Source organism: Pseudomonas sp. TS_SC_3 (assembly GCF_056156225.1).
On the sequence record NZ_CM149586.1, the window covers coordinates 519,356 to 546,354 of the forward strand.

24 protein-coding genes are annotated in these 26,999 nt (G+C 60.8%); 21 read left to right on the top strand and 3 right to left on the bottom strand.

Translation table 11 applies throughout. The features are described from left to right. Positions 1 to 2 precede the first annotated feature (2 nt). From AC0J6G_RS02510 to AC0J6G_RS02565, 12 genes are all read left to right on the top strand, one after another. On the top strand, positions 3 to 506 hold the full coding sequence (locus AC0J6G_RS02510; RefSeq protein ID WP_475250960.1) for a chemotaxis protein CheW: 504 nt from the start codon (positions 3 to 5) through the stop codon (positions 504 to 506). Next, positions 503 to 1,753 carry a CheR family methyltransferase gene (locus tag AC0J6G_RS02515; RefSeq protein ID WP_475250962.1) on the top strand — a complete coding sequence of 417 codons (1,251 nt, stop codon included), beginning with the start codon at positions 503 to 505 and terminating at the stop codon, positions 1,751 to 1,753. Before AC0J6G_RS02510 ends, AC0J6G_RS02515 begins: the two co-directional genes overlap by 4 nt. Then, a complete protein-coding gene (locus AC0J6G_RS02520) occupies positions 1,743 to 2,411 on the top strand; it encodes a chemotaxis protein CheW (protein ID WP_475250964.1) in 669 nt (222 codons plus the stop codon). Before AC0J6G_RS02515 ends, AC0J6G_RS02520 begins: the two co-directional genes overlap by 11 nt. Beyond that, positions 2,408 to 4,660, top strand: a complete 2,253-nt coding sequence (locus AC0J6G_RS02525; protein ID WP_475250966.1) for a response regulator — start codon at positions 2,408 to 2,410, stop codon at positions 4,658 to 4,660. The genes AC0J6G_RS02520 and AC0J6G_RS02525 overlap by 4 nt, the downstream gene beginning before the upstream one ends. A gap of 2 nt (positions 4,661 to 4,662) precedes the next feature. Further along, complete coding sequence (gene cheB, locus AC0J6G_RS02530) at positions 4,663 to 5,667, top strand: chemotaxis-specific protein-glutamate methyltransferase CheB (protein WP_475250968.1); 1,005 nt, start codon at positions 4,663 to 4,665, stop codon at positions 5,665 to 5,667. A 76-nt stretch (positions 5,668 to 5,743) separates the two neighbouring features. Beyond that, positions 5,744 to 6,766 carry a diguanylate cyclase gene (locus tag AC0J6G_RS02535; protein ID WP_475250970.1) on the top strand — a complete coding sequence of 341 codons (1,023 nt, stop codon included), beginning with the start codon at positions 5,744 to 5,746 and terminating at the stop codon, positions 6,764 to 6,766. A 190-nt stretch (positions 6,767 to 6,956) separates the two neighbouring features. After that, a protein-coding gene (prfB, locus tag AC0J6G_RS02540; RefSeq protein WP_475250972.1) for a peptide chain release factor 2 occupies positions 6,957 to 8,052 on the top strand; the annotation gives its coding sequence in 2 pieces (ribosomal slippage) (positions 6,957 to 7,028 and positions 7,030 to 8,052; 1,095 coding nt in all). 102 nt (positions 8,053 to 8,154) lie between these two features. Beyond that, positions 8,155 to 9,672 (top strand): lysine--tRNA ligase, encoded by a 1,518-nt coding sequence (gene lysS / locus AC0J6G_RS02545; RefSeq protein WP_475250974.1) that lies wholly within the window; start codon positions 8,155 to 8,157, stop codon positions 9,670 to 9,672. A gap of 389 nt (positions 9,673 to 10,061) precedes the next feature. Then, a complete protein-coding gene (locus AC0J6G_RS02550; protein ID WP_475250976.1) occupies positions 10,062 to 10,613 on the top strand; it encodes a hypothetical protein in 552 nt (183 codons plus the stop codon). A 17-nt stretch (positions 10,614 to 10,630) separates the two neighbouring features. Continuing rightward, a complete protein-coding gene (locus tag AC0J6G_RS02555) occupies positions 10,631 to 11,926 on the top strand; it encodes a flavohemoglobin expression-modulating QEGLA motif protein (protein WP_475250978.1) in 1,296 nt (431 codons plus the stop codon). 104 nt (positions 11,927 to 12,030) lie between these two features. Beyond that, a complete protein-coding gene (locus AC0J6G_RS02560; protein ID WP_475250980.1) occupies positions 12,031 to 12,777 on the top strand; it encodes a TIGR00266 family protein in 747 nt (248 codons plus the stop codon). Positions 12,778 to 12,870: 93 nt separating this feature from the next. Next, positions 12,871 to 13,176, top strand: a complete 306-nt coding sequence (locus tag AC0J6G_RS02565) for a hypothetical protein (protein WP_475250982.1) — start codon at positions 12,871 to 12,873, stop codon at positions 13,174 to 13,176. Positions 13,177 to 13,179: 3 nt separating this feature from the next. On the opposite strand, the gene AC0J6G_RS02570 is transcribed toward AC0J6G_RS02565, so the two are convergent. Then, the gene (locus AC0J6G_RS02570) at positions 13,180 to 13,521 is read right to left on the bottom strand and encodes a pilin assembly protein (protein WP_475250984.1); all 342 of its coding nucleotides are present in this window, start codon (positions 13,519 to 13,521) and stop codon (positions 13,180 to 13,182) included. 155 nt (positions 13,522 to 13,676) lie between these two features. On the opposite strand from AC0J6G_RS02570, the gene ppc reads away from it, so the two are divergent. The 6 genes from ppc to AC0J6G_RS02600 all read left to right on the top strand — a co-directional run bounded on the left by ppc (position 13,677) and on the right by AC0J6G_RS02600 (position 20,159). Next, positions 13,677 to 16,313, top strand: a complete 2,637-nt coding sequence (gene ppc / locus AC0J6G_RS02575) for a phosphoenolpyruvate carboxylase (protein WP_475250986.1) — start codon at positions 13,677 to 13,679, stop codon at positions 16,311 to 16,313. Between the two features lie 246 nt (positions 16,314 to 16,559). After that, positions 16,560 to 17,207, top strand: a complete 648-nt coding sequence (adk, locus tag AC0J6G_RS02580; protein WP_475250988.1) for an adenylate kinase — start codon at positions 16,560 to 16,562, stop codon at positions 17,205 to 17,207. Between the two features lie 192 nt (positions 17,208 to 17,399). Beyond that, complete coding sequence (tsaB, locus tag AC0J6G_RS02585) at positions 17,400 to 18,080, top strand: tRNA (adenosine(37)-N6)-threonylcarbamoyltransferase complex dimerization subunit type 1 TsaB (RefSeq protein ID WP_475250990.1); 681 nt, start codon at positions 17,400 to 17,402, stop codon at positions 18,078 to 18,080. Between the two features lie 134 nt (positions 18,081 to 18,214). Beyond that, positions 18,215 to 18,556, top strand: a complete 342-nt coding sequence (locus AC0J6G_RS02590; protein WP_475250992.1) for a hypothetical protein — start codon at positions 18,215 to 18,217, stop codon at positions 18,554 to 18,556. A gap of 36 nt (positions 18,557 to 18,592) precedes the next feature. Next, positions 18,593 to 19,453: a DUF72 domain-containing protein gene (locus AC0J6G_RS02595; RefSeq protein ID WP_475250994.1), complete on the top strand. Its 861-nt coding sequence runs from the start codon at positions 18,593 to 18,595 to the stop codon at positions 19,451 to 19,453. A gap of 13 nt (positions 19,454 to 19,466) precedes the next feature. After that, entirely contained in the window at positions 19,467 to 20,159 is a 693-nt protein-coding gene (locus AC0J6G_RS02600; RefSeq protein WP_475250996.1) for an extensin-like domain-containing protein, read from the top strand. An 8-nt stretch (positions 20,160 to 20,167) separates the two neighbouring features. On the opposite strand, the gene AC0J6G_RS02605 is transcribed toward AC0J6G_RS02600, so the two are convergent. Beyond that, on the bottom strand, positions 20,168 to 20,932 hold the full coding sequence (locus AC0J6G_RS02605; protein ID WP_475250998.1) for a hypothetical protein: 765 nt from the start codon (positions 20,930 to 20,932) through the stop codon (positions 20,168 to 20,170). 106 nt (positions 20,933 to 21,038) lie between these two features. On the opposite strand from AC0J6G_RS02605, the gene AC0J6G_RS02610 reads away from it, so the two are divergent. Beyond that, the gene (locus tag AC0J6G_RS02610) at positions 21,039 to 21,827 is read left to right on the top strand and encodes a class I SAM-dependent methyltransferase (protein ID WP_475251000.1); all 789 of its coding nucleotides are present in this window, start codon (positions 21,039 to 21,041) and stop codon (positions 21,825 to 21,827) included. An 18-nt stretch (positions 21,828 to 21,845) separates the two neighbouring features. On the opposite strand, the gene AC0J6G_RS02615 is transcribed toward AC0J6G_RS02610, so the two are convergent. Beyond that, entirely contained in the window at positions 21,846 to 22,484 is a 639-nt protein-coding gene (locus AC0J6G_RS02615) for a TetR/AcrR family transcriptional regulator (RefSeq protein WP_475251002.1), read from the bottom strand. An 89-nt stretch (positions 22,485 to 22,573) separates the two neighbouring features. Between AC0J6G_RS02615 and AC0J6G_RS02620 the strand changes: the two genes are divergently transcribed. Both AC0J6G_RS02620 and AC0J6G_RS02625 read left to right on the top strand, forming a co-directional pair. Further along, positions 22,574 to 23,695 carry an efflux RND transporter periplasmic adaptor subunit gene (locus AC0J6G_RS02620; protein WP_475251004.1) on the top strand — a complete coding sequence of 374 codons (1,122 nt, stop codon included), beginning with the start codon at positions 22,574 to 22,576 and terminating at the stop codon, positions 23,693 to 23,695. 5 nt (positions 23,696 to 23,700) lie between these two features. Then, the gene (locus AC0J6G_RS02625; protein ID WP_475251006.1) at positions 23,701 to 26,781 is read left to right on the top strand and encodes an efflux RND transporter permease subunit; all 3,081 of its coding nucleotides are present in this window, start codon (positions 23,701 to 23,703) and stop codon (positions 26,779 to 26,781) included. Positions 26,782 to 26,999 lie beyond the last annotated feature (218 nt).

Consider the following 26,999-nt stretch of genomic DNA (forward strand, 5'->3'; position numbering starts at 1 on the left):
GCATGCACAGCCCAAATGCCGGTCTGGCGTCTTTTAAGCGCGAGGCGGGCGAGCTTTATCTGCTGTTTAGCCTGGACCAAGACCGCTATGCGCTCAGTGTCCATGAAGTGGTTGAGGTGCTACCCCTGCGTCGCCTTAAGGCATTTCCGCAGGCGCCAGCCTGGGTTGCGGGTGGCTTTGAATACCGTGGGGCGTTGGTGCCGGTGATTGATCTGCTGGCGCGCGCCTGTGGTCGGTCTGCCGTCGCGCTGGCCAGTACCCGACTGGTGCTGGTGCATTACCTCCCCGCCAATCGCGTGCTGGGGTTGATCCTGGAAAAAGCCAACCAGACCCTGCGTCTACCTGCCAGCGCCTTTGCAGATTCGGGCCTGAGCCCTGGCGCGGCGCATTACCTGGGCGGCGTGCAGACGTCTACGCAAGGGCTGGTGCAGCGTATTGAGGTTGCCGGGTTGCTGCCGGCGGATGTCAGCGCGCTGCTGTTCCCCGATGCCGGGGGCGCAGCATGATTGCCCAAGTGGAGCGCCTGCTTAAACAGCTGATCGGCCTGGATGCGGAGTCCATCGGGCGCTTGGTGATCGAGCGCGCGGTGCGTCAGCGGATGCAGGTTCTAGGCGTGGCTGTGGACGCCGATTACTGGCGGCAGGTCAGCCAATCGCCTGTTGAGCAACAGGCGTTGGTTGAGGCCGTTGTTGTGCCGGAAACCTGGTTCTTCCGCTACCCAGAGTCTTTTGTCACCCTGACCCAGCTGGCACTGAAACGAAAAGCGGCGTTATGTGGCAGCCGCCCGCTGCGCATCCTCAGTGTGCCGTGTTCTACGGGGGAAGAGCCCTACTCGATTGCAATGGCGCTGCTGGACGCGGGGTTCGCCCCGGCTGCATTTCAAGTTGACGCGCTGGATGTGAGTGCCCGCGCGCTTGAGTTAGCACGGCTGGGGCACTACGGGCGCAACTCGTTTCGCGGCCAGGACCTGAATTTTCGCGCGCGTTATTTCGACGCCACGGCCAGTGGCTTTCAGTTGCAGGCGCGGGTGCTTGAGCGCGTCAGGTTGCGCTGCGCCAATGTGTTGGACAGCCACGTACTAGCGGGTGAAGCACCGTTTGATTTTGTCTTCTGCCGCAATTTGCTGATCTATTTTGACCGCCCGACACAGGGCGCGGTGCTGGACGTACTGCAGCGTTTGCTGCACGCCGAGGGCACTTTTTTCGTCGGCCCTGCCGAGGCCAGCTTACTGACCCAGCGCGGTATGCAAGCGTTGGGTGCGCCGCTGACGTTTGCGTTTCAGTACGCGCTCGCGCCGCTGCCCGTGATGGCGCCGGCACGCATGATTGCGCCAGCACCGGCTCGCCCTGCGCTGCCGCTGCCGCTGCCGCGTGCGCCAGTTGTCAGGGCCGCAGCGCCTGCTGCGCCCATTGCGCCGCGCGACGATGCACTCAGCGCATTGGCCAGCATTGCGGCCTTGGCGGATGCCGGGCGCAGTGATGAGGCGCTTCGCGAGTGTGATCGCTACCTGCTGGAGCATGGCCCCAACGCGGACACGTTCTACTGGATGGGGCTGCTCAATGACATGGCGGGCCAGGGGGATCAGGCTCAGGATTACTACCGCAAAGCGCTTTACCTTGAGCCGACGCATGTTGAAAGCCTGGTGCACTTGGCGGCCCTGTTGGCGGCGCGCGGTGACCATGACGGCGCCAAGCGCTTGCAGCAGCGAGTGAGCCGAGCGAGCACGCCTGGAGTGACGCGTAATGAGCGATAACCTGGTGCTGACGCACGGCGGGGCAGCCATCGATGATTGCTGGAACCGTATCGGCGTGCAGGGCGATAAAAGCTGTGAACGCCTGCGCGAGCATGTGCACTGCCGCAATTGTGAGGTGCATGCCGCAGCGGCGCTGCAGTTGCTGGAGCGTTATGCGCTGGTGCAAGACGATGACGCGTGTGTGCCGGACGAGCCAGCCGTTGAGCGCTGCTCGTTGCTGGTGTTCCGGGTTGCCGATGAGTGGCTGGCACTGGCAACGCGTGGCTTGGTTGAAGTGGTGGCGCAAATGCCGATTCACTCATTGCCTCACCAGCGCTCGCGCAGCCTGCTGGGGGTCGCCAATGTGCGCGGCACCCTTGTGGCTTGTGTATCACTTGGCGAACTCTTGGGCATTGCGCCCAGCAGTGCCCCGGCAGCGGGCCAGCGCGTGATCCCGCGCATGCTGATTCTGGCTGGGCAGGGCGGGCCGGTGGTGGTGCCGGTTGATGAAGTGGAGGGTATTCACACAATCCCACTGCAGCACGTGCAGCCTACCCGGAGTGAGAGTGGGCTGGCCGTGAGCCAGTTCGCCAGCGGGGTGTTGCAGTGGCAGGGCCGCAGCATTACCCAGCTTGATGATGAGTTGCTGCGCCAGGCCATCAGCAGGAGCTTTACATGACGCCCGATCAGATGAGGGATGCTTCGCTGCTGGAGCTCTACCGCATGGAAGCGGATGCCCAGGCGCAGGTGCTGGATGCTGGGTTATTGGTGCTGGAGCGTGAGCCCAATCACGCTGGGCAGCTGGAAGCCTGCATGCGTGCGGCCCATTCGCTCAAAGGCGCCGCGCGCATTGTCGGCCTGGAGCATGGCGTGAAAGTCGCTCACGCCATGGAAGACATCCTGGTTGCAGCCCAGGAAGGCCTATTACGTCTATTGCCCGAACAGATAGACGGGTTGCTGCAAGGCACTGATCTACTGCGCCGGGTCGGCGCGGCGTTGAGTGCGGATGCGCCGTCTGCCGAGCGCGTTGAGCAATTGGTGGACCTGCTTGAACGTCAGTTGGCGATTGCAGTGCCTGCCCTGGGGCGCTCCGCTGCAGCTGAACCGCTATTACCGGCGCTGGCGCCAAGCGCGGTGCTAGAGGCGGCTCCCGCAGACGCGGCCGAAGAGCCGCTAGATGAAGGGCGCGGGCGCGTGTTGCGGGTCTCGGCCGAGCGCCTGGATCACTTACTGGATATGTCCGGCAAGGCATTGGTCGAGTTCCAGCGCATCCAACCGCTGGCCGACTCGTTACTGCGGCTCAAGCGTCAGCAGTCCTCCGTACGGCGGACATTGGATGCGTTGCGTGAAGTCACCCTTGGCGGCGCGCTGGAGCCGCAAGCACTGGCTTTGTTGGAAGAGGCCAGGGCGCAGCTGGGCGAATGCCAGATGCAGCTACAAGAGCACTTTGAAACTTTTGATGAATTTTCTTGGGAGGGCGGCCTGCGAAGCCGCTCACTCTATGACGCGGCGTTGTCGTCGCGTATGCGGCCGCTGGCTGATGTGCTGGTTGGCCGCGCCCGCATGGTGCGTGACCTGGGGCGCTCATTGGGTAAACAGGTGCGTCTGGATATCGAAGGCGAAGGCACCCAGGTTGATCGCGATGTGCTGGAGCGCTTGGATACGCCCTTAACCCACTTGCTGCGCAATGCGGTTGACCACGGCATCGAACCGCCGGAGTTGCGTGCGCGCAAGGGCAAGGCGACAGAAGGGCGGCTGTTGCTGCGCGCGCGGCACCGGGCTGGCATGTTGGTGCTGGAGTTGAGTGATGACGGCGCCGGAGTGGATATCGAGCGGCTGCGTGAAGTGGTGGTGGCGCGTAAATTTGCCAGCGCTGAAACAGCTACCAAGCTGTGCGAAGACGAGCTGCTGGCGTTTCTGTTTTTGCCGGGCTTCAGCCTGCGCGATCAGGTTACCGAGGTGTCCGGGCGCGGCGTAGGCCTCGATGCGGTGCAATACGGCTTGCGTCAATTACGCGGCAGCGTGCGCCTGGAGCATCGCCAGGGCGAGGGCAGCACCTTCATTCTGCAAGTGCCGCTTACCTTGTCGGTAGTGCGCAGTCTGGTTGTAGAGATTGCCGGGGAGGCCTACGCCTTACCGCTGGCGCACATCGAGCACATGGTGCGGGTAAGCGCCGAGGATGTTGTGCAGCTGGAAGGGCGTCAGCACTTCTGGCACGGCGACCGCCATGTCAGCCTGATTTCGGCGAGCCAGTTGTTGCAGCGTCCGGAGGGCCGCGCTGAAGACGCCGGCATCGCGCTGGTGCTGATCCGCGAACGCGACAACGTGTATGGCCTGGCCGTGGATCGTTTTATTGGCGAACGCACGCTGGTGGTCATGCCGCTGGATGCGCGCCTGGGCAAGGTCAAAGATGTGGCTGCTGGCGCCTTGCTGGATGACGGCACGCCGGTGCTGATCCTGGATGTTGAAGATGTGTTCAGCTCGATTGCCAAACTCTTGGGCAGCGGCCAGCTGGAACGGGTGGACCGGCGCAGCCAGCGTGCTCAGGCGGCAATGCGCAAACGGGTGCTAGTGGTCGATGATTCGCTGACGGTGCGCGAACTTGAGCGCAAGTTGTTGCTCAGTCGTGGTTACGACGTGGCCGTTGCTGTGGACGGCATGGACGGTTGGAACGCCCTGCGTGATGAACACTTTGATTTGCTGATCAGCGACATCGACATGCCGCGCATGGACGGTATCGAACTGTTGACCCTGGTGCGCCGCGATAGCCGCTTGCGCACCTTGCCGGTGATGGTGGTGTCTTATAAAGACCGTGAAGAAGACCGTCGTCGGGGGCTGGATGCCGGCGCGGATTACTACCTGGCTAAAGCCAGTTTCCATGATGAAACGCTGTTGGACGCGGTGCAGGCACTGATAGGCGAGGCATAGGGATGAGAATCGGAATAGTCAACGATATGCCGCTCGCCGTGGAGGCATTACGCCGTGCCCTGGCGCGTGCGCCTGAGCATCAGGTGGCCTGGGTCGCCGGCAGCGGCGCGGAGGCCGTGCAGCGTTGCCGTGAGGATACGCCGGACTTGTTGTTGATGGATTTGCTGATGCCGGAAATGGACGGCGTTGAAGCCACCCGCCAGATCATGGCTGCAAACCCCTGCGCCATATTAATTGTCACCTCGGATGTCGAGCGGCATGTCAGTCGCGTGTTTGAAGCCATGGGCCATGGCGCTCTGGACGTGGTAGCAACGCCTGCGCTGGGGGGTGCGCAATTGCCGGATGCCGCTGCGCTGTTACGCAAGATCCATAATTTAGGCCTGCTATTGGGGCAAAAAAATGTCCGTACGGTCGCGAGTCCCGTGCGCCGGGTCGGCGCCGGTGGCCGCCAGCGCTTGGTGGTTATTGGCGCCTCGGCCGGCGGGCCGGCGTCCTTGGTTGAATTGCTCAAACAGCTACCGCCTGGTTTCCCTGCAGCCGTGGTGCTGGTGCAGCACGTGGACCAAACCTTTGCGGCTGGCATGGCCCAATGGTTGGCTAGCGAGTCACCGTTGCCGGTACGCTTGGCCCGCATGGGCGATGTGCCGCAGCCGGGAACGGTGTTGCTGGCGGGCAGCAATGACCACCTGATTTTGCAGCGCAACGGTGAGTTGACCTACAGCGCCGAGCCCAGCGCACATATTTACCGCCCGTCGATTGATGTGTTTTTTGACAGCGTGGTGGCCAATTGGCCGGGTGAGTCCATCGGCGTACTGCTCACCGGTATGGGCCGCGATGGCGCTCAGGGGCTGCTCAATATGCGCCAGCGCGGGTACCTGACCATCGCCCAGGATCAGGCCAGCTGCGCCGTGTATGGTATGCCCAAGGCTGCTGCGCAGCTTGGCGCCGCAAGCGAGATATTACCGTTAGCCGAGATTGGCCGGCGTCTGGTCGCGCTGTTTGATTAACGACGTGGATGGCGAAGTGCTATTGGATGTTGCAGGGTCTAAAATGATAACGGGCGCCAAGCCTGGAGAAAGTAGTATGCAAAGTTTTCCGCAATTTAACGGTGTTCAGGAGGATGCACCGATATCGACTCCACTGATGGTCTTGCTGGTCGATGACCAAGCAATGATCGGAGAGGCCGTGCGCAGAGCGTTGGCGACTGAAACGAACATTGGGTTTCACTTTTGTTCAGACCCCCTGCAGGCGATTAGCCTGGCCGAACAGATAAAACCATCGGTTATTTTGCAAGACCTGGTCATGCCAGGGGTCGACGGCCTTGAGCTATTGACCCAATACCGTGCGCGCAAAGCGCTGCAAGATGTGCCGATCATCGTGCTGTCGACCAAAGAAGACCCCAAGATCAAAAGCGCCGCCTTCTCCCAAGGGGCCAACGACTACTTGGTCAAATTGCCCGATGTGGTTGAGTTGGTGGCGCGTATCCGCTACCACTCACGCTCCTACCTCGCCATGCAGCAGCGCGATGAGGCGTTTCGAGCGCTGCGCGAGAGTCAGCAGCAATTACTTGAAGCCAATCTGGTTCTGCAGCGCTTGATGCGCTCCGACGGCCTCACCGGTCTGGCCAACCGCCGCCATTTTGATGATTGCCTTAATTCCGAATGGGCACGCGCGCTGCGTGAGCAAAGCGAGCTGTCGCTGCTGATGATTGATGTCGACTACTTCAAAGCCTTCAATGACCGCTTTGGGCACGTGGAGGGCGATGAAGCCTTGCGCCAAGTGGCGACCTGCATGAGTGACATGTGCAGCCGCTCTTCAGACCTGGCCGCGCGCTATGGCGGTGAAGAATTCGTCATGATTCTGCCGGGGACCTCGCGCGGTGGTGCGCGCTTGCTTGCCGAGAAAGTTCGGCTGTGCGTGCAGGCCTTGGCCATTGCCCATGAACACCCTGCACCGGGTTCTGTTGTCAGCATCAGCTTGGGGGTCGCCACCCTCACGCCTCAGGCAGGCATGGCGCCAACTGATTTGATCGAGTTGGCGGACCGTGGCTTGTACCTGGCCAAAAAAAATGGCCGCAACCAAGTCGGTGTTGCTGAGCCCGGTTGAGGGGCCGCCCGGCAACCCAATGGCGTTCGTCGCAGACTGCCAGCAGGGCGTTGACTGGGGTATACTCGCCGGCTTTTCTAAAACTTCGGGGCCACGGTCCGCTTGCCGCAACGATCAGCAGCCATAGGGCTGGCTTATCGGGCCGCACAGGGCCGCTGTACACCTCAATTGCCTGCGAGTGCTGAACGCCATGGAAATCAACCCGATCCTCAACAGCATCAAGGATCTGTCCGAGCGCACCCTGACTATTCGGGGGTATCTTTGACTACGATCACAAACATGATCGTTTAGTCGAAGTAAACCGCGAGCTCGAAGATCCAACGGTCTGGAGCAACCCAGAATACGCGCAGAACTTGGGCCGCGAGCGCGCCTCCCTGGCGTTGATTGTCGACACCCTGGATGACCTGCAGGGCAGTCTTGCCGACTCCCGTGACCTGCTCGACATGGCTGTTGAAGAAAACGACGAAAACGCCGTGGCCGACGTCGCCAGTGAAGTCGAGCGCCTGCGCGGCATCCTCGAAAAGCTTGAATTCCGCCGCATGTTCAGCGGTGAAATGGACGAGAACAACGCCTACCTCGACATCCAGGCCGGTTCCGGTGGCACCGAGGCTCAGGACTGGGCCAACATCCTGTTGCGTATGTACCTGCGCTGGGCCGACAAGCGCGGCTTTGATGCCACCATCATGGAGCTGTCCGCTGGTGAAGTTGCCGGCATCAAGGGCGCAACCGTGCATATTAAAGGCGAGTACGCGTTCGGCTGGCTGCGTACTGAGATCGGCGTGCACCGCCTGGTGCGTAAAAGCCCGTTTGACTCGGGCAACCGTCGCCACACCTCGTTTTCTGCGGTATTCGTCTCGCCGGAGATCGATGACAACATCGAGATCGAAATCAACCCGGCGGACCTGCGCATTGACACCTATCGTTCATCCGGTGCCGGTGGTCAGCACGTAAACACCACCGATTCGGCGGTGCGTATTACTCACGTGCCAAGCAACACCGTCGTCAGCTGCCAGAACGAACGTTCGCAGCACGCCAACAAAGACACCGCTATGAAGATGCTGCGCGCACGGTTGTACGAGCAAGAAGTGCAGAAGCGCAACGCCGCCTCGCAGGTGTTGGAAGACAGCAAGTCGGACATCGGCTGGGGCCACCAGATTCGCTCCTACGTGCTGGATGCCTCGCGGATCAAGGATCTGCGCACCAATATCGAGCGCAGCGACTGCGACAAGGTGCTTGATGGCGATATCGACGAATACCTCGTGGCGAGCCTGAAACAAGGGCTCTAACCGCTGAATGATGGTTTTAGGCAGGTTGAGCTACGCGCTGCGTAGCCCAACCATCGGCCGGGCCCGTGCCCAACCAACGATTTACAGGACAGACAAACGACCATGAGCGACCAACAACACGACCAGCAGGCCCTTTCCCACGAAGAGCGGCAGCACGAAGAAAACAAGCTGGTTGCCCAGCGCAAGGAAAAGCTTGCCGCTATCCGTGAGCAGGGCAACGCCTTCCCCAACGATTTTCGCCGTGACAACTACTGCGCCGACCTGCAGAAACAGTACGCCGAGAAGACCAAGGAAGAGCTGGCCGAGGCCGCTATTCCGGTCAAGGTTGCCGGGCGCATCATGCTTAACCGTGGCTCGTTCATGGTGATCCAGGACATGACCGGGCGCATCCAGGTTTACGTCAACCGTAAAACCCTGTCCGAAGAAACCCTGGCCTCGGTGAAAACCTGGGACATGGGCGACATCATCGCAGCCGTTGGCACCCTGGCCCGTTCCGGCAAGGGCGACCTGTACGTGGAAATGACCGACGTGCGCCTGCTGACCAAGTCACTGCGCCCACTGCCGGATAAGCACCACGGCCTGACCGACACCGAGCAGCGCTATCGTCAGCGCTACGTTGACCTGATCGTCAACGAAGAAACCCGCCACACCTTCCGCGTGCGTTCTCAGGTGATTGCGCATATCCGCAGCTTCCTGATGCAGCGTGACTTCCTCGAAGTAGAAACGCCGATGCTGCAGACCATCCCCGGCGGCGCAGCGGCTAAGCCGTTCGAAACTCACCACAACGCCCTGGATATGCAGATGTTCCTGCGTATCGCCCCGGAGCTGTATCTCAAGCGTCTGGTAGTCGGCGGTTTTGAGAAGGTGTTCGAGATCAACCGCAACTTCCGTAACGAAGGCGTCTCGACGCGGCACAACCCTGAATTCACCATGTTGGAGTTCTACCAGGCTTACGCCGATTACGAAGACAACATGGACCTAACCGAGGAGCTGTTCCGCGAGTTGGCTCAGTTGGTGCTCGGTTCCACCGACGTGCCGTACGGTGACAAGGTGTTCCACTTCGGTGAGCCGTTCGTACGCCTGTCGGTGTTCGACTCGATCCTTAAGTACAACCCCGAGCTGACCGCCGATGACCTCAACGATATCGACAAGGCGCGTGCTATCGCTAAAAAGGCCGGCGCCAAAGTGCTCGGTTTCGAAGGCTTGGGCAAATTGCAGGTGATGATTTTCGAAGAGCTGGTCGAGCACAAGCTGGAACAGCCGCACTTCATTACACAATACCCGTTCGAAGTGTCGCCGCTGGCTCGCCGTAACGATGACAACCCGAACGTCACCGACCGTTTCGAGCTGTTTATTGGTGGCCGTGAAATCGCCAACGCCTACTCCGAGTTGAACGACGCGGAGGACCAGGCCGAGCGCTTCCACGCTCAGGTAGCCGACAAGGACGCCGGCGATGACGAAGCCATGCACTACGACGCCGACTTCGTCCGCGCCCTGGAATACGGTATGCCGCCGACGGCGGGTGAGGGGATCGGCATCGACCGCCTGGTGATGCTGCTGACAAATTCACCGTCGATTCGCGACGTGATTTTGTTCCCGCACATGCGCCCACACGCCTGATGCTGAAAAAACCGCCTACGGGCGGTTTTTTTATGGTCTGCTTTTTACGGCCCGTATTCGTGAGCAAGTGCGGGCGGGGCACTAGGTCAGGCGCTTGACGGCGATTATTCTGCGCGTGGAGTATCAGGGCGGCGCGATGGTGTTGATCGTCTGCGCTGTGGAAATAGGTTGTCCTCATTCAAGCGCCATGTGTATTTGCTGCGAAGCCATAACAGGCCGTTGAAAAACGACCTGCGTTGGTAATACTGCGTTAAATACAGGCTTGGGCATGAGGCCGAACGGGGTGCTCATTTACCCTGCGCAAATGCTGTGTTCTCGTCTGTTTTGCCTGCCTCGTCTGGTTTTTAACGGCCTGGTAGCCTGGTCAATCCATTTATAAGGAGAGCTCAATGATCACCTGGCGCGCGCTGCTTGCCGTGTCCTTCTTGTTGCTGAGTGGGTGTCTGGTTACCTTCAAAGACCCCATTCCCGCCAATGAAGCCGCTCCCATGCCTTTACTTGGCCAGTGGTCGCGTAAAAATGAATGGGGTGAGCAGCAGTATTTGCAGGTCACGCGCGCAGGTTCCAATGTGTACAAAGCGCGGACCTATGTGGATAACCCGGATAACCTCGAAAGCATTGAGGAGTACGGCTTTACCGTGGCCCATCACGGCCGGCGCTGGTACCTGTCGGCCGGCCTGCCGAAAAGCCTGGGGGCGAATTTCGCCATCGCCGGTTTCGAGCTGACCACCAGTAATGAGTTGGTGATCTACAACCTGGATGTCGACCGTATTCTCCATGAGCTGGAGCAGGGGGCATTGCAGGGCGAGGTGATTGACGGCGCAGAAGGCGATGGCGTGCTGATCAGCAGCCCGCTGGAGCAGGTGTTCAGCTACCTCGACGATCAGGCCAATTCGGATGTGTTTATCGAAGTCGCGCGTTATCAGCGGGCCGGCGACTAGTAGGGGATAGGGAAAGCATGAACAGTTATACCGAGTTGGACGACTACCAGCTGATTGTGCGCGCGCTGTCCGACCGTTTGGTCGACGCGCAAACGCCGATACGCGTGCTGGATGCGGTGAAGTGGGATGACTCGATCCGCAACGAGTTCCTCAAGCACAACGGTAAGCAGCTGCCTGCCGTTGACCGAGCCTACTACGCCAACCGGCCGCTGCCTTTTGATGCGTCAGCCAAGAAGCTCGAGTTCCAGAATATCGAGCGTGATATCACCCGCCAGCTTGGCCAGTTCAACCCGGTGGGCAAGATCATGCGGCGCATGTGCCGCGAGTACCGCATGGTCATTCGTATGCTCGAAGCGCGCGGCACTGAGGATTTCGGCCTGATCAGCCAGGAACTCTACGGCGCGGCCTCCGATGCCTTCCATGCCGGTGACCCCACCCTGGCCGACCTGGGCCTGATGTTTTCTGACTTCCTGAATAACATCGACAAGCGCGGCGATCTCAAGGATGAAGCCAAGACCCTGACTGCCAAAGAGGCGGTCAACCTGCTGCAACATCGCCTGAACAAGGTGTTTGGCGAGGAGGAGAGCACCATTCGGGTTTTTGAGTCAGACGGTATTCTTGCTGATGCCGCCGCTGGTGCCGATTACATCAAGATCCGCGCCGATGCCATGTTCAATGAGCGCGATGTAAAAGCCCTGGAAGTGCACGAGGGCTTGGTGCATGTGGCGACCACCCTAAATGGCCTGAGCCAGCCGGTGTGCACCTTTCTGGCCAAGGGCCCGCCCTCGTCCACGGTGACACAGGAAGGCCTGGCGATCCTGATGGAGGTGATCACCTTCGCCTCCTACCCAACCCGTTTACGCAAGCTGACCAACCGCACCCGCGCCATTCATATGGCCGAAGAGGGCGCGGATTTTCTGCAAGTATTCGACTTCTACCGCGAGCAGGGCTTCAGCCAGGAAGAGAGCTACAGCAACGCCAACCGAGTGTTCCGTGGCTCGACGCCCACCGGTATGCCGTTCACCAAGGACCTGTCCTACCTGAAAGGCTTCATCATGATTTACAACTACATCCAGTTGGCCGTGCGCAAAGGCAAGCTGGAGCAGATTCCGCTGCTGTTCTGCGGCAAAACCACCCTGGAAGACATGCGTACCTTGCGTCAGCTGGTGGACGAAGGGCTGGTTGTTGCGCCCAAGTTCCTGCCGCCGCAGTTCAGCGATCTCAACTCGCTGTCAGCCTGGATGTGCTTCTCCAATTTCTTGAACCATCTGAGTCTCGATCGGATCGAAGCCGACTACGCCAACATTCTTTAGAAGCGGCAGCGCACCTCACGCATGACGCTCCTAGCCGTTCAGTAGACGAGCCGTAGCCCGGATGAAATCCGGGCTGCTCTTTCCGCCTTAACAGGAGCCACCACATGCCCAGCCATCAACTCGACTACGAAATCCTCGGCGCCTCCGCGCAAAGCGTGGAGATCATTCTCGATCCGGGCGAGACGGTGATCGCCGAAGCCGGCGTGATGAATTACATGACCGACGGCATCCGCTTTGAAACGCGCATGGGCGATGGCGCGGCCACGGGTGTGCTGGGCACGCTGTGGGGCATGGGCAAGCGCATGCTGACCGGCGAATCACTGTTTATGACGCACTTTTCCAATGCTGGCAAAACCCAGGCGCGGGTGGCCTTTGCCGCGCCTTATCCGGGCACCGTGGTGCCGATCCAGCTGGCTGAGCACGGCGGCACGTTGATTTGTCAGAAGGACGCTTTTCTCTGCGCGGCCTACGGCACGGCGGTCGGCATCAGCTTTAACAAGCGCCTAGGGGCGGGTTTTTTTGGCGGTGAAGGTTTTATCCTGCAGAAGCTCGAAGGCGACGGCCTGGCCTTTGTGCATGCCGGCGGCACGGTGATTCGTAAAGAACTGAACAACGAAACCCTGCGCTTGGACACCGGCTGCCTGGTGGCCTTTACCAGCGGCATTGATTACGACATCGCCCTGGCTGGCGGGCTGAAAAGCATGTTGTTTGGTGGTGAAGGCATCCTTCTGGCCACGCTCAAAGGTACCGGTACCGTGTGGGTGCAGAGCTTGCCGTTTTCGCGCCTGGCTGAGCGTATTTATGAAGCCACTTTCAAGGCGCGTGAAGAAGTGCGCGCCGGTGGCAAGTAATGCGGCAATCTGGGGCTTTGCAGGCGTGTGGGTTTGTTGCAAGCTGCGCCGCCTGATGCATCGCCTGCCCAATTGTTAATCCGAGAGCCTGTTATGAGTGAAGTCAATCCTATTCCGCTGATCCTGACCGGTATTGGCAGCATCTGCGCTACCGTGGCCGTGCTCGGTTATTACGGTTATCTGCACGTGGCTAAGCCTGAGGATGCCTTGCTACTGTCCGAGTTCACCATGCTCAAAACGGTACCGGGTGAGGACTATAAAGTCTCGCTCAAGCCCGCCAGCCAAGTGGCGCAGTGCATTGATGGCGTGCTGGTGATGTTTGACCTGGAGCAGAAGGGCCTGAGCGGTGTGCTGGTTGATCAGCGCAAGCAGGCCGTTCGCTGCAACGAAGGTCAGTAACGCCTAGTCCTTATGGGCCTGCTGTTCACTGAGGCGCTGCAGATGCTGGCGTGACAGGGCGAGGAAGCGCGGCGTCAGGCCGGCATCCTCATACAGCGGGTCGCCCAGCTCATCGGTGGCCACCACTTTAGTGCCCTTCACGTAGGGCAGGCTGGCTTCCAGCTCTTCCAGCGCCGCCCCGAGCAACTCGCCGAGCAGTTCTTCGACGTGGTGTTTGGGGTACATCTCCTGCAGCGCCGCCAGGCGTGCGGCTGCTTCCAGGTCAAGGTGGATCTGATAGGGCGTTGCGCTCAGGCGGCCCCGCGCATTTTCCTGCCAGTGCTGTACCAGCTCGCGAATCTTCATGTTTGCCTCTTGTCCTTGTTATGCCCGCCGCGACGTGGCGGGCTTTCACTGTTCAGGCTAGCGCCCGCGCCGATAAGTGCAGGCGTGGCGTCGCGCACTTGTAAGAAGGTGGCGCGCTGGGCACTCTGGACACAGGATTAGCGGAGGTAACAGTCATGGCAGAAATCGATGCGCGTTTGCGCGAAGACGTCCACCAGCTCGGCGAACTACTGGGTGACACCATCAGCGTGCAGCATGGAGCCGCCTTTCTCGACAAGATCGAGCGCATCCGCAAAGGCGCTAAAGCCTCGCGCCGTGGCTCGGCGGAAGGGATGGAGCAACTCAGTGCAACCCTGAACCAGCTGGCGGATGACGAGTTGCTGCCCGTGGCGCGGGCGTTCAATCAGTTTCTCAACCTGGCCAATATCGCCGAGCAGTACCACCGTGTGCGCCGCCGTGCACCGGGTGAAGCACAGCCCTTTGAAGACAATATCCTCGCCGACCTGCTGCAGCGCCTGAGCGCTCATGGGCATAAAGGCGAGGCGCTGGCCCGCCAGTTCGGCCGTCTCGATATCGAACTGGTATTGACCGCGCACCCCACCGAAGTGGCGCGGCGCACCCTGATTCAGAAATACGACGCGATGGCCGAGCAGTTGGCTGCAGGCGACCACAGTGATCTTTCCGCCGCCGAGCGCGAGCAGGTTAAGCAGCGCCTGCAACGGCTGATTGCCGAAGCCTGGCACACCGAGGAAATCCGCCGTAGCCGGCCAAGCCCGGTGGATGAAGCCAAATGGGGCTTTGCGGTGATCGAGCATTCGCTTTGGCATGCCATCCCCAATGTGCTGCGCAAAGCCGATCAGGTGCTGCACAGCGCCACCGGGTTGCACCTGCCGCTGGATGCCGCGCCGATTCGGTTCGCCTCCTGGATGGGCGGTGACCGTGATGGCAACCCCAATGTGACTGCCAGCGTGACCCGTGAGGTGCTGCTGCTGGCGCGCTGGATGGCCGCCGACCTGTACCTGCGTGACATCGACCAACTGGCCGCTGAACTGTCGATGCAGCAGGCCAGCCCGGCTCTACTGGCTCGGGTAGGCGAGAGCGCCGAGCCGTATCGCGCGTTGCTCAAGCAGCTGCGTGAACGTTTGCGTGCCACCCGCAACTGGGCTCAGGCCGCTCTGCAGGAGGAGTTACCGGCGCCCCCGGCTGTACTGCAAAACAATCGCGAGCTGTTCGAGCCATTGCAGTGTTGCTACCAGTCGCTGCATGACTGCGGCATGGGCGTGATCGCCGACGGTCCATTGCTCGATTGCCTGCGGCGCGCGGCGAGCTTTGGTCTGTTTCTGGGGCGGTTGGATGTGCGCCAGGACTCCAGTCGACATACGGCGGCCATGAGTGAAATCACCGACTACCTCGGCCTGGGGCGTTATGCCGAGTGGGATGAAGACGCCCGTGTCGCGTTTTTGCTGCAAGAGCTGGAAAGCCGCCGTCCGCTGCTGCCAGGGCACTTCAAACCCAGCGGCGAAACTGCCGAAGTATTGGCCACTTGCCGGGAAGTGGCGCGTGCACCTGCCGCATCGCTAGGCTCTTATGTCATCTCCATGGCCGGTGCGGCCTCCGATGTACTGGCGGTGCAGCTGCTGCTGAAGGAAGCCGGGTTGCAACGACCGATGCGTGTGGTGCCGTTATTTGAAACCCTGGCCGACTTGGATAACGCCGGCCCGGTGATCAGCCGGTTGCTGGCGCTGCATGGCTACCGCGCGCGACTGCAAGGGCCGCAGGAAGTGATGATCGGCTACTCCGATTCGGCCAAGGACGCCGGCACCACGGCCGCTGCCTGGGCGCAGTACCGCGCCCAGGAAACCCTGGTGCAGGTATGCCGTGAACACGATGTCGAGCTACTGCTATTTCATGGCCGCGGCGGCACCGTAGGGCGTGGTGGCGGCCCAGCCCATGCGGCGATTCTGTCGCAGCCGCCGGGTTCAGTGGTCGGGCGTTTCCGTACCACTGAACAGGGTGAAATGATTCGTTTCAAATTCGGTCTGCCGGATATCGCCGAGCAAAACCTCAACCTGTACCTGGCCGCTGTGCTGGAAGCCACCCTGCTGCCGCCGCCCAGCCCGGAGCCGGCCTGGCGTGAGCTGATGGATAAATTAGCCAGCGATGGCGTCCAGGCTTACCGTGCGGTGGTGCGCGAGCACCCGCAGTTTGTCGAGTATTTCCGCCAGGCCACGCCGGAGCAGGAACTGGGCCGTTTGCCGTTGGGCAGCCGTCCAGCCAAGCGCCGCGAGGGGGGCGTAGAAAGCCTGCGTGCGATTCCATGGATTTTTGCCTGGACCCAAACGCGCCTGATGTTGCCGGCTTGGTTGGGCTGGGAAGCGGCGCTGGACAACGCCCTGCAGCGCGGTGAAGGCGAACTCCTGGGGCAGATGCGCGCGGGTTGGCCGTTCTTTCGCACCCGCATCGACATGCTGGAAATGGTCCTGGCCAAAGCTGACGAAACTATCGCACGCCTGTACGACGAGCGTTTAGTCGACCCCGCTTTACAGCCGCTGGGTGCACATTTACGCGGCCTATTGTCGCAGGCAGTGGCCGCCGTACTGGGGCTGACGGGCCAGTCTCAGCTGCTGGCGCACAGCCCGGAAACCCTGGAGTCGATCAGCGTGCGAAACACCTACCTCGACCCGCTGCACTTGCTCCAGGCCGAGCTGTTAGCCCGTGCGCGGCAGCGTGACAGCCAGGCCGATAGCCCGCTGGAGCAAGCGTTGTTGGTCAGCGTGGCAGGCATTGCCGCTGGTTTGCGTAACACCGGCTAGCCCATTTCAAGGGGGGATTGCCGGCGCCGGCAGCGTATGGCCAACACGTTGCCGGCAGCGCTGACACGCTGAAGGGGTTGTAGGTGTATCCGACTTTCGGCGGCTTGTGCGCTACTGGTGCGCTGTGTATCTTGATCGACCTTTTGGCACGCTGGCCCTTGCGGCAAGCGCTGTCTGAACCATTTTGAGATTGGCCCCACGAGGCGAGTCCGAGCGATTTCCACTTACATGTTGAGGAGCACATCGATGCGCGTAATTTTGCTGGGTGCGCCCGGTGCCGGTAAAGGCACCCAAGCGGGTTTCATCACCAAGAAATTTGGTATTCCGCAAATCTCCACCGGTGACATGTTGCGTGCTGCGGTCAAGGCCGGCACCGAGCTGGGCTTGGTTGCCAAGAGCGTAATGGACAGCGGTGGTTTGGTTTCCGATGACCTGATCATCAACCTGGTCAAAGAGCGTATCGCCCAAGCCGATTGTGCCAACGGTTTCCTCTTCGACGGTTTCCCGCGCACCATTCCCCAGGCTGAAGCCCTGAAGGAAGCCGGCGTGGTCATCGACAACGTGATTGAAATCGCGGTTGATGATGAAGAAATCGTCAGCCGTATCGCCGGTCGTCGCGTGCACCCGGCCTCGGGTCGCGTTTACCACACCGAGCACAACCCACCGAAAGTCGCAGGTATCGATGACGAAACGGGTGACGAGCTGATCCAGCGCGATGACGATAAGGAAGAAACCGTCCGTCATCGTCTGTCGGTCTATCACTCGCAGACCAAGCCACTGGTCGATTTCTACCAGAAGCTGGCCGCCGTTGATGGCACACCGAAATACAGCGCCGTTGCTGGTGTGGGTTCGGTTGATGAGATTACGGCCAAGGTACTGGCTGCACTCAGCTAAGCCACTGCCGATTGCAAACAACGCCCCGCCTTTGCGGGGCGTTGTTGTTTATACGCACAACCTACGCGGTGGAGCGTGCAGTGGAAGGCGGTGTGACCGCGCGTAATCTGTCGCCTACCCGGCCAGGGTGCTGGCAAAAAATACGGTAAACCGTTTTAATGCCCGCCCATTTGCTGACCAGCCTGAACCGCGATGACCACTCTGTTGGCCCTGGATACCGCCACCGAAGCCTGCTCCGTTGCCCTGCTGCATGACGGCAAGGTGCTCAGTCACTATGACGTGATCCCGCGCATGCACGCGCAGCGTCTGTTGCCGATGATCAAGCAATTGCTGGCTGATGCGGGTGTGCCGTTGTCGGCGCTGGATGCGATTGCCTTTGGCCGTGGCCCCGGTGCATTTACCGGGGTGCGGATTGCCATCGGCGTGGTACAGGGCTTGGCTTTCGCGCTGGAGCGCCCGGTGTTGCCGGTCTCCAACCTGGCGGTGCTGGCTCAGCGCAGCTTGCGTGAACATGGCGCGCAGCAGGTCGCAGCCGCGATCGATGCGCGCATGGATGAAGTCTATTGGGGGTGCTACCGTGCCGAGCAGGGTGAAATGCGCCTGGCCGGTGTTGAGGCGGTATTGCCACCTGAGCGTGCCAGCCTACCGGTTGATGCCAGTGGCGACTGGTTTGCTGCAGGTACTGGCTGGGGCACCTTTGCTGCGCGCATTCCGGTGACCGTTACCGGGCAAGATGCTGCCATGCTGCCGCATGCCGAAGACCTACTCAGCCTGGCACGCTTTGCCTGGGCACGTGGCGAGGCCGTGGCGGCTGACCTGGCGCAGCCGGTTTATCTGCGTGATCAGGTGGCCACACCCAAAGCCGCCGTTTGATCTGCAGGGTATCGGCGCACCTTCTGTCGCGCATGGGGCGGCGGCATGCGGCGCGTGATTGCCAAGCCCGGCTATGGCGGCTAAATTGCCATCACCTGTATCCATCGTTGGCTAAGCAAGCCGAGCAGTAATAGATGCGTATCGACGGTTTTACCTCCTCTTATTCGCCAGACCGCAGTGCCCGCCCAGGCTCTGCGGTCACGCCGTTTCGCGAAGCGCAGCGCGAGGTAGAGGCCCGTCGTGAGCAGCCGGCAACCCCTGGCAGTACCCAAGGCCTTGAACCGGTGGCCCAAGCGCGTAAGGTCGAAACCGGTAATGCCAGCAGCGACAGCTTGCCATCGCGTCTGCAAGACCAGCTCTACCAGCCCCAATTGAACAACCGCGCCGCTCAGGCGTTGGCCAGTTATAACTCGACCGCCAGCTTCGCCAATGAGCTGGACGCCCAGCAGGTTATGGGGCTTGATCTCTACGCTTAACCACCCTCGCTAGTTTCCGCCACGGCCTTTAAACCCATGCTGCCTTATTACCTCGGTTGCCCGTCATGGAGCGAGCCTGCCTGGCGCGGTTCGCTGTACCCACCGGGCAGCCGCAGCGCCGACTTTCTGCCGCTGTATGCGCAGGTGTTCAATGCGGTTGAAGGCAATACCACTTTTTATGCGGCGCCTTCTGCTGAAACCGTGGCGCGTTGGGCTGAGCGGATGCCGGCGCACCTGCGCTTTTGCGCCAAGTTGACGCGCGAGATCAGCCACGGCGGTGACTTACGTGAGCAGCTGAGCGCCACCGAAGATTTTCGCCGCTTGCTGGCGCCGTTGGGGGCGCGAGTGACACCTTACTGGCTGCAATTGCCGGCCAGCTTCGGTCCGCCGCGTTTGGCGGAGTTGGCTGGTTTTATTGAGCACTGGCAGGGCAGTGAGCTGGCCGTTGAGGTGCGTCATCCGGCGTTCTTTGCCAAGGGCGAGGAGGAGCGCAGCCTCAATCGCCTGCTGCATGGCCGTGGCATCGAACGTATCTGCCTGGATTCGCGGGCGCTGTTCAGCTGTGTTTCCAACACGCCTGCGGTGTTGCATGCACAGGCCAAGAAACCGCGCCTGCCGCTGCGCCCCACCGCCTTTAGCCAGGCCCCACAGCTGCGCTTTATTGGCCATCCCGAATTGTTGGCCAATGATCCGTTTATGGCGCCTTGGCTGGACAAGGTGGCGGGCTGGATCGAGGAAGGTCGCACGCCTTATGTCTTCCTGCACACCTCGGATAACCGCTTGGCGCCGCAGCTGGCGCAGCGCTTCCATCAGCAACTGATGCTGCGTCTGCCGGGATTGCCGGCTTTGCCGCAGGTGCAGGTCGAGGATCAGGTCGAGCAGTTGGGGCTGCTCTGATAGGCTGCGCCGCATGACCTACTTTCGTGCCTTTCTTATTCTCTGTGTCGTGCTCGCCGGTCTGTTGCTGGTGATCTGGCGTGGCTGGCTGGATGTCCCGCCGCGCTGGAACCCCTGGGCGGTGCTGGATATTCGCGAAACGCCGAACCTGCTGACCAGTTTCAAGCTCTGGCGACTGCAGGATGATCCTGCGTTATGCCGGCAGGCGTTAAGCACCTCGTCACTGCGCGTTACGCCGCAGGCCGACAGCAGCCCACAGGTGGCGTGCCCGCTGAATAACACCCTGCGTGTACACAGCTCCGGCGTTGCCTTCAGCAGCAGCTTTATCGCCAGCTGCCCGCTGGCGGCGGCCTTTGCCCTTTTTGAGCAGCATGATCTGCAGCCAACTGCCCAGGCAGTGTTTGGCCAGCGGGTGGCGCGGGTTGAGCATGTCGGCAGCTTTGCGTGCCGCACCATTGCCGGCAGCCAGCGGCCTAGCCAGCATGCCTCGGCCAATGCGCTGGATATCACCGGCTTTCGCCTGGCCGATGGCCGGCGCATCAGTGTGCTGCAGGATTGGCCCAAGCCGGGCAAGAACGCCGAGTTTCTACGCCAGGTGCAGAAAGCCGCCTGCACGCGCTTCAACACCACCCTGGGACCGGAGTACAACGCCGCTCATCGCGACCACTTTCATGTTGACATGGGGTTGTGGCGGATGTGCCGCTAAGTACCGGCTTAACGCTGCGCCAACAATAGATCGGCAGCCTGGCCGCTGCGACCGTCGGCGAATTCGAAGCGGCCGAGTTGGGCGATTTCGTCGTAAGCGCCCAAGGCAATCTTCACATCCCGCGCCTGCAGGTCGATGGCGCTGACGCCAGCCTCGCTCAGTGATTGGCTGGATTGCCGGCCTTGAGCGTCAAAACGCAGCAGGCTCAGACGCTCGAAGATCGCATCCTGGCTGTCGATACGGCCATCGCCGTTGTCATCGTATTTGCGCAATTCAGCAAAGCCGTTGGCGGCGCCGTTCTGGTCGCCGAACAGTTCGCGGCCATCGTCGATGCGGCCGTTACCGTTGCGGTCATAGGCGAGCAGGGCGTCGTCACCAGTGGGCACACTGATCTGGTCGAGCTTGCCGTCGGCATCCAAGTCGAAGCGTACCGAACGGTTCAGGCCGCTGGTGCTGAAACCGTTGCCGGCGATATCGAGTACCAGTGGGTCAGTCTTCTGCGGTTCGGCGTTGACCGTGACGTTCAGCTCCAGCTCGCGCTGAGCGGCCATCTGCTGAAAGTCGCTGGCTTGAACTGTGACTGCGGGTGGCTCGCTCGGCACCTCGGGCGGGCTGGTAGGTGCTTGCGCCTCTACTTCATCGGGTAGCAGGGTGCGCCGCAAAATTTGATAATTCAGCGAGGTGCGTTTGCTTTCATCCAGCGTCTCGCTGATTGAGCCGGTGTTGGTGGCCGACGGCGCGACGCTGCGCTGGGCGGAAATTACATCGAACATGGCGAACTCGGTGCGGCTGGATGCTGCCGGGTCTGGCAAAATGCCGCTTAAATGGCATATCGGCCGTTCAGGCGGTCAATTGAATGATTTTTGAGCACATTTTCTGATGAGTGATGAGCGGCTAATAGCCAGAATTCGTATGCAGGCCTTGGCTCCCCATCTGCAGGCCGCGGCTGAAACCTGGGCGCAGCGCTTGGGGCTGCCGCTGGAAGGCGACAGTGAGTTCGTCCTGCAGTTGGCCGAGGGTGGTTTGCAGCTGGTTGAGCTAGGGCCGCAGGCGCCGGGGCCGGTGAAGGTGGACTTTGTCGAAGGCGCTGTGGCGCATCGCCGGTTATTCGGCGGCGGCAGCGGGCAGATGATTGCCAAGGCGGTTGGCGTGCAGGCGGGAGTGCGCCCGGCAGTGCTGGATGCCACAGCAGGCTTGGGTCGTGATGCCTTTGTGCTGGCCAGCCTGGGTTGCCGTATGACCCTGATTGAGCGCCAGCCGCTGATCGCTGCGCTGCTGGAAGATGGCCTGGCGCGGGCGGCGCTGGACCGCGAGGTGGCGCCGATTACTGCGCAAATGCAGTTGCTGACGGGTAACGCTATCGAGCTGATGCGCGCCTGGCCGGGCGAGCCGCCGCAGGTGATCTACCTCGACCCGATGTTTCCGCACCGCGACAAGAGTGCGCTGGTGAAAAAAGAGATGCGCCTGTTCCGGCCTTTTGTCGGTGATGACCTGGATGCGCCCGCGTTGCTGGAAGCGGCGCTCAACCTGGCCAGTCATCGGGTGGTGGTCAAGCGCCCACGCAAGGCGCCGCTGATTGACGGTGCCAAGCCGGGTTACGCCCTGGAAGGTAAATCCAGCCGTTACGACATCTACCCGAAGAAGAAGCTGCAGGCCGCCAGCGAGTAACGCTGGCCACGCCTGGCGTTACTCCGCGCGGAAGGCGCGCAAAAAGACGTCGACCGCATCACGCACATGCGCTTCGGCCTCGGTGCCCTGCAGGGCTTCACCGCAGCCGATCAGCAGGCGGAAGTTGGCCCCTCCCTTGATCAGGCAGAAGAATTGATCCGCCGCGCTCAGCGGGTCGGGAATGCGCAATTTGCCGCTCTGATCGGCGCGGCGCAGCAGCTCTTCCATGCCGTGCAGTACGCGCTGCGGCCCGGCTTCATAGAACATCCGTGAGAGTTTGGAGTCCTGCGCGGCCAGGCTCACCATCACCCGGTGCAATTCCACCGACTCACGGCTGTTGATCAGTTCATTGAAGCCACGGCCAATATTCAGCAGCAGGTGTGCCACCGGTACTTCGTCGTTTAGCTCGAACAGCAGCTCTGGCAGTTGCTCCTCGCACTTGGACTGCACCGCCGCGGCAAACAACTTCTCCTTGTCAGTGAAGTGGCTGTACACCGTGAGCTTGGACACGCCGGCTTCGGCGGCAATGGCGTCCATGCTGCTGCCGTCATAGCCGTTACTGAGGAAGAGGGTTTTCGCCGCTTCCAGAATGGCTTTGCGCTTGGCCAGATCTTTGGGGCGGCCGGGGCCGCTGGGGGGCAACATGGTGTTAGGCATGGGTCGCTTTTAATACTGGACTAGTGAGTTTGCTATTTTTACTATACTCGCCAGTATAAATATTAAAAGCCTCATAAAGGTTGGTCACTATGCTCCGCCACGTCCTGTCTGTTGCGTTACCCGCCAGTCTTGTCCTTTTGCTCACTGCCTGCGGCAATGGTGAACCCGCAGCGGTTGTCATCCGTCCTGCGATGGTGGTGCAGCCGCAGTTGGCGGGGGAGTTGGTGGATGCCTACCCTGGCGAAGTGCGTGCGCGTCTGGAGCCTGAACTGGCGTTTCGCATCGGTGGCAAGGTGACCAAGCGCTTTGTAGAAGTGGGCGCGCAGGTCAAAAAAGATCAGCCACTGGCCGAGCTCGACCCGCAGGATATGCGCCTGCAGCTGGAAGCCAGTCGTGCGCAGTTGGCAGCCGCCGAGGCTAACCTGCAGCTGGCCCGTGCGGAGCGTGATCGCTACAAAACGCTGTTGGCGCGTAACTTGGTCAGCCGTTCGCAGTATGACAATGCGGAAAACACCTACCGTTCTGCGGCTGCAGGGGTCAAACAAGCGCGTGCCGAGTACGACGTGGCCAATAACCAGGCCGGCTATGCCGTGCTGCGCGCGTCGCAAAATGGTGTTGTCGCGCAGCGTATGGTCGAAGTGGGTCAGGTTGTTGCCGCTGGGCAAACGGTGTTTGTTCTGGCGGCCGATGGTGAGCGCGAAGTACTGATCAACCTGCCGGAACAAGCCTTCGAGCGTTTTAAGGTCGGCCAGGATGTCGCGGTTGAGCTGTGGTCGCAGCCGGGCCAACGCTTCCCTGGGCGTATTCGTGAAATGTCGCCGGCGGCCGATCCGCAATCACGCACGTTCGCCACCCGGGTTGCTTTTAGTGAGGGCAAGGTCCCTGCCGAGCTGGGCCAGAGTGCGCGGGTTTTTATCGCCCACAACGGTAATGTGCCCCTGGCCGTACCGCTGTCGGCGCTGACGGCGGAGAAGGGCCAGCCTTATGTTTGGGTGGTCGACCCCGCCACCTCAACGCTTAAACGTACCCATGTCCGAGTGGGGGCTTATGGCGAGAAAACCGTGCCGGTGCTGGAAGGCTTGCAAGCCAGTGACTGGGTAGTGGCGGCTGGTGGTCAGGTGTTGCGTGAAGATCAGCAGGTGCGCCCGGTTGACCGTGATAACCGCGTTGTCCAGTTGACGGCCAAGGCCAACCTGACGGTTAAGGAGTAAGCCCGATGGATTTCAACCTGTCCGCCTGGGCGCTGCGTAACCGCCAGATCGTGCTGTATCTCATGCTGCTGCTGGCTGTAGTTGGCGCGCTTTCCTACACCAAACTGGGCCAGAGTGAAGACCCGCCCTTTACCTTCAAGGCCATGGTGGTGCGCACCAACTGGCCGGGCGCGACGGCTGAAGAAGTCGCGCAGCAGGTGACCGAGCGCATCGAAAAGAAGCTGATGGAGACCGGCGACTACGACAAGATCATCTCGTTCTCGCGCCCCGGTGAGTCCCAGGTGACCTTCGTCGCCCGTGACTCCATGCACTCCGCAGACATTCCCGACCTGTTCTATCAGGTGCGCAAGAAGGTCAGCGACATACGCCATACCTTGCCGCAAGGCATTCAGGGCCCGTTCTATAACGACGAATTCGGCACCACCTTTGGCAACATCTATGCACTGACGGGCGAAGGTTTCGACTACGCCGTGCTCAAGGATTACGCCGACCGTATCCAGCTGCAGCTGCAGCGGGTTAAAGATGTGGGCAAGGTTGATCTGCTCGGCCTGCAGGATGAGAAGGTGTGGATCGAGTTGTCCAACACCAAGCTGGCCACCCTCGGTTTACCGCTGGCGGCCGTACAACAGGCGCTGGAAGAACAAAACGCCGTGGCCTCTGCTGGCTTTTTTGAAACCAGCTCGGACCGTATCCAACTGCGGGTGACGGGGCGCTTTAAGTCGGTCGATGACATCCGTAATTTCCCGATTCGCGTGGCCGATCGCACGTTTCGCATCTCTGATGTAGCCGAGGTTAAGCGCGGCTTCAATGACCCTCCCGCACCGCGCATGCGTTACATGGGGGAAGACGCCATTGGCCTTGCCGTATCGATGAAAGCCGGCGGTGACATTCTGGTGCTAGGCCGCGCTCTGGAAGGTGAATTCGCCCGCCTGCAGGACACCCTGCCGGTCGGCATGCAGCTGAGCAAAGTTTCCGACCAGCCGGCAGCAGTGAAAACCGGGGTGGGCGAATTCGTCCGCGTGCTTACCGAAGCGGTGATCATCGTCTTGCTGGTGAGCTTCTTCTCCCTCGGTTTACGCACCGGTTTGGTGGTCGCGCTGTCGATTCCGCTGGTGCTGGCGATGACGTTTGCCGCCATGTACTTCCTCGGCATTGGCCTGCACAAAATCTCCCTTGGCGCGTTGGTGCTGGCGCTGGGCTTGATGGTGGATGACGCCATCATTGCCGTGGAGATGATGGCGATCAAAATGGAGCAGGGCTACGACCGCATCAAAGCGGCCAGTTATGCCTGGACCAGCACCGCCTTCCCCATGCTGACCGGCACCCTGATTACCGCCGCAGGCTTTTTGCCGATTGCCACTGCGCAGTCCGGCACCGGTGAATACACCCGCTCGATCTTCCAGGTGGTGGCCATTGCCCTGTTGGTGTCGTGGATTGCGGCCGTGGTGTTTGTGCCGTACCTGGGGGCTAAGTTGCTGCCCGATTTGGCCAAGCAACATGCGGCCAAGCATGGCGGCAGCGCGGGTGGTCACGATCCTTACGGCACGCCGTTCTACCGGCGCGTGCGCACGGCGGTGGAGTGGTGCGTGCGCCGCCGCAAAACCGTGATCGTACTGACCGTCGCGCTGTTTGTCGGCTCTATTTTGCTGTTCCGCTTTGTGCCGCAGCAGTTCTTCCCTGCTTCTGGCCGACTGGAACTGATGGTCGACCTCAAACTCAGCGAAGGCGCCTCTCTGGCAGCCACCGAAGAGCAAGCTAAGCGTCTGGAGCAGCTGCTCAGCGGGCATGAGGGCATCGATAACTTTGTTGCCTATGTCGGTACCGGTTCGCCGCGTTTTTACTTGCCGCTGGACCAGCAACTGCCGGCAGCCAGTTTTGCTCAGTTCGTGGTGCTGGCGAAAAGCATTGAAGATCGCGAGAAAATCCGCACCTGGCTGATCGAGCTGCTCAACGATGAGTTCCCAACCTTGCGCACGCGTATTGCACGCCTAGAGAACGGCCCGCCCGTGGGTTATCCGGTGCAGTTCCGCGTCTCCGGCGAGCACATTGATGAGGTGCGTCAACTGGCCCGTCAGGTCGCCAGCAAGGTGCGCGAAAACCCGCACGTGGCCAACGTGCACCTCGATTGGGAAGAGCCAAGCAAAGTGGTGCGCCTGAATATCGATCAAGAGCGCGCCCGTGCCTTGGGCGTCAGCACCACCGATTTGTCGCGCTTTTTGCAAAGCTCGCTGACTGGCTCTCCGGTCAGCCAGTACCGTGAAGGCAACGAGCTGATCGAAATTCTCCTGCGCGGCACCGTCAGTGAGCGTCAGGAACTTGGCCTGCTGCCAAGCCTGGCTGTGCCAACCGACAGCGGCAAAAGTGTGCCGCTGTCGCAGATCGCCACCTTGGAGTACGGCTTCGAAGAAGGCATCATCTGGCACCGCAATCGCTTGCCGACCGTCACCGTACGCGCCGATGTGTATGGCCAGGAGCAGCCGGCCAGTCTGGTCAAACAGATTCTGCCGACCCTGGACCCGATCCGTGCGCAACTGCCAGACGGCTACCAGCTGGATGTCGGCGGCACCGTGGAGGACTCCAGTCGCGGGCAGAAGTCGGTTAACGCCGGTATTCCGCTGTTTATCGTGGTGGTGGTAACCCTGCTGATGTTGCAGCTGAAAAGCTTCTCGCGCTCGGCCATGGTGTTCCTCACCGCGCCGCTGGGGCTGATTGGCGTAACGCTGTTTCTGCTGATTTTCCGCCAGCCGTTCGGCTTCGTCGCCATGCTCGGCACCATCGCCCTGTCGGGGATGATCATGCGTAACTCGGTGATTCTGGTCGATCAGATCGAGCAGGACATCGAAGCCGGCATGGACCGCTGGCACGCGATTATTGAAGCCACCGTGCGCCGCTTCCGCCCCATCGTGTTGACGGCTCTGGCGGCGGTGCTGGCGATGATTCCGCTGTCGCGCAGCGTGTTCTTCGGACCGATGGCCGTGGCCATTATGGGCGGTCTGATCGTCGCTACGGCGCTGACATTGCTGTTCCTGCCGGCACTTTACGCCGCCTGGTTCCGGGTTAAGGAAGTGGAGCGTCAGCCGGGGTAACAGGCGGTTGATACTGAAAAAGCCAGACCCCAGGGTCTGGCTTTTTTATGGGCGGCGAGGATGAGTTCTGCCGTGCGCTTTGCTTTGTTTCTGTCAAAAATATGCAACTGCACGCTGTGCGCCTGCACAGCTTTTTGCAGGTATTACAGTGATTTGCTCAGTAGGTCGGCCACTCGAGCTACCTATTTTTCTACGTTTTGTCGTTTTTATTTGACATA

Bases quoted from the DNA above. Each gene is read 5' to 3' on its own strand.
- lysS (WP_475250974.1), top strand. From the start codon at position 8,155: ATGAGCGACCAACAACACGACCAGCAGGCCCTTTCCCACGAAGAGCGG.
- AC0J6G_RS02600 (WP_475250996.1), top strand. From the start codon at position 19,467: ATGACCTACTTTCGTGCCTTTCTTATTCTCTGTGTCGTGCTCGCCGGT.
- AC0J6G_RS02525 (WP_475250966.1), top strand. From the start codon at position 2,408: ATGACGCCCGATCAGATGAGGGATGCTTCGCTGCTGGAGCTCTACCGC.
- adk (WP_475250988.1), top strand. From the start codon at position 16,560: ATGCGCGTAATTTTGCTGGGTGCGCCCGGTGCCGGTAAAGGCACCCAA.
- AC0J6G_RS02565 (WP_475250982.1), top strand. From the start codon at position 12,871: ATGAGTGAAGTCAATCCTATTCCGCTGATCCTGACCGGTATTGGCAGC.
- AC0J6G_RS02595 (WP_475250994.1), top strand. From the start codon at position 18,593: ATGCTGCCTTATTACCTCGGTTGCCCGTCATGGAGCGAGCCTGCCTGG.
- AC0J6G_RS02610 (WP_475251000.1), top strand. From the start codon at position 21,039: ATGAGTGATGAGCGGCTAATAGCCAGAATTCGTATGCAGGCCTTGGCT.
- AC0J6G_RS02510 (WP_475250960.1), top strand. From the start codon at position 3: ATGCACAGCCCAAATGCCGGTCTGGCGTCTTTTAAGCGCGAGGCGGGC.
- ppc (WP_475250986.1), top strand. From the start codon at position 13,677: ATGGCAGAAATCGATGCGCGTTTGCGCGAAGACGTCCACCAGCTCGGC.
- AC0J6G_RS02590 (WP_475250992.1), top strand. From the start codon at position 18,215: ATGCGTATCGACGGTTTTACCTCCTCTTATTCGCCAGACCGCAGTGCC.
- AC0J6G_RS02620 (WP_475251004.1), top strand. From the start codon at position 22,574: ATGCTCCGCCACGTCCTGTCTGTTGCGTTACCCGCCAGTCTTGTCCTT.
- AC0J6G_RS02605 (WP_475250998.1), bottom strand. From the start codon at position 20,932: ATGTTCGATGTAATTTCCGCCCAGCGCAGCGTCGCGCCGTCGGCCACC.
- tsaB (WP_475250990.1), top strand. From the start codon at position 17,400: ATGACCACTCTGTTGGCCCTGGATACCGCCACCGAAGCCTGCTCCGTT.
- AC0J6G_RS02560 (WP_475250980.1), top strand. From the start codon at position 12,031: ATGCCCAGCCATCAACTCGACTACGAAATCCTCGGCGCCTCCGCGCAA.
- AC0J6G_RS02625 (WP_475251006.1), top strand. From the start codon at position 23,701: ATGGATTTCAACCTGTCCGCCTGGGCGCTGCGTAACCGCCAGATCGTG.
- AC0J6G_RS02535 (WP_475250970.1), top strand. From the start codon at position 5,744: ATGCAAAGTTTTCCGCAATTTAACGGTGTTCAGGAGGATGCACCGATA.
- AC0J6G_RS02555 (WP_475250978.1), top strand. From the start codon at position 10,631: ATGAACAGTTATACCGAGTTGGACGACTACCAGCTGATTGTGCGCGCG.
- AC0J6G_RS02515 (WP_475250962.1), top strand. From the start codon at position 503: ATGATTGCCCAAGTGGAGCGCCTGCTTAAACAGCTGATCGGCCTGGAT.
- cheB (WP_475250968.1), top strand. From the start codon at position 4,663: ATGAGAATCGGAATAGTCAACGATATGCCGCTCGCCGTGGAGGCATTA.
- AC0J6G_RS02550 (WP_475250976.1), top strand. From the start codon at position 10,062: ATGATCACCTGGCGCGCGCTGCTTGCCGTGTCCTTCTTGTTGCTGAGT.
- AC0J6G_RS02520 (WP_475250964.1), top strand. From the start codon at position 1,743: ATGAGCGATAACCTGGTGCTGACGCACGGCGGGGCAGCCATCGATGAT.
- AC0J6G_RS02615 (WP_475251002.1), bottom strand. From the start codon at position 22,484: ATGCCTAACACCATGTTGCCCCCCAGCGGCCCCGGCCGCCCCAAAGAT.
- AC0J6G_RS02570 (WP_475250984.1), bottom strand. From the start codon at position 13,521: ATGAAGATTCGCGAGCTGGTACAGCACTGGCAGGAAAATGCGCGGGGC.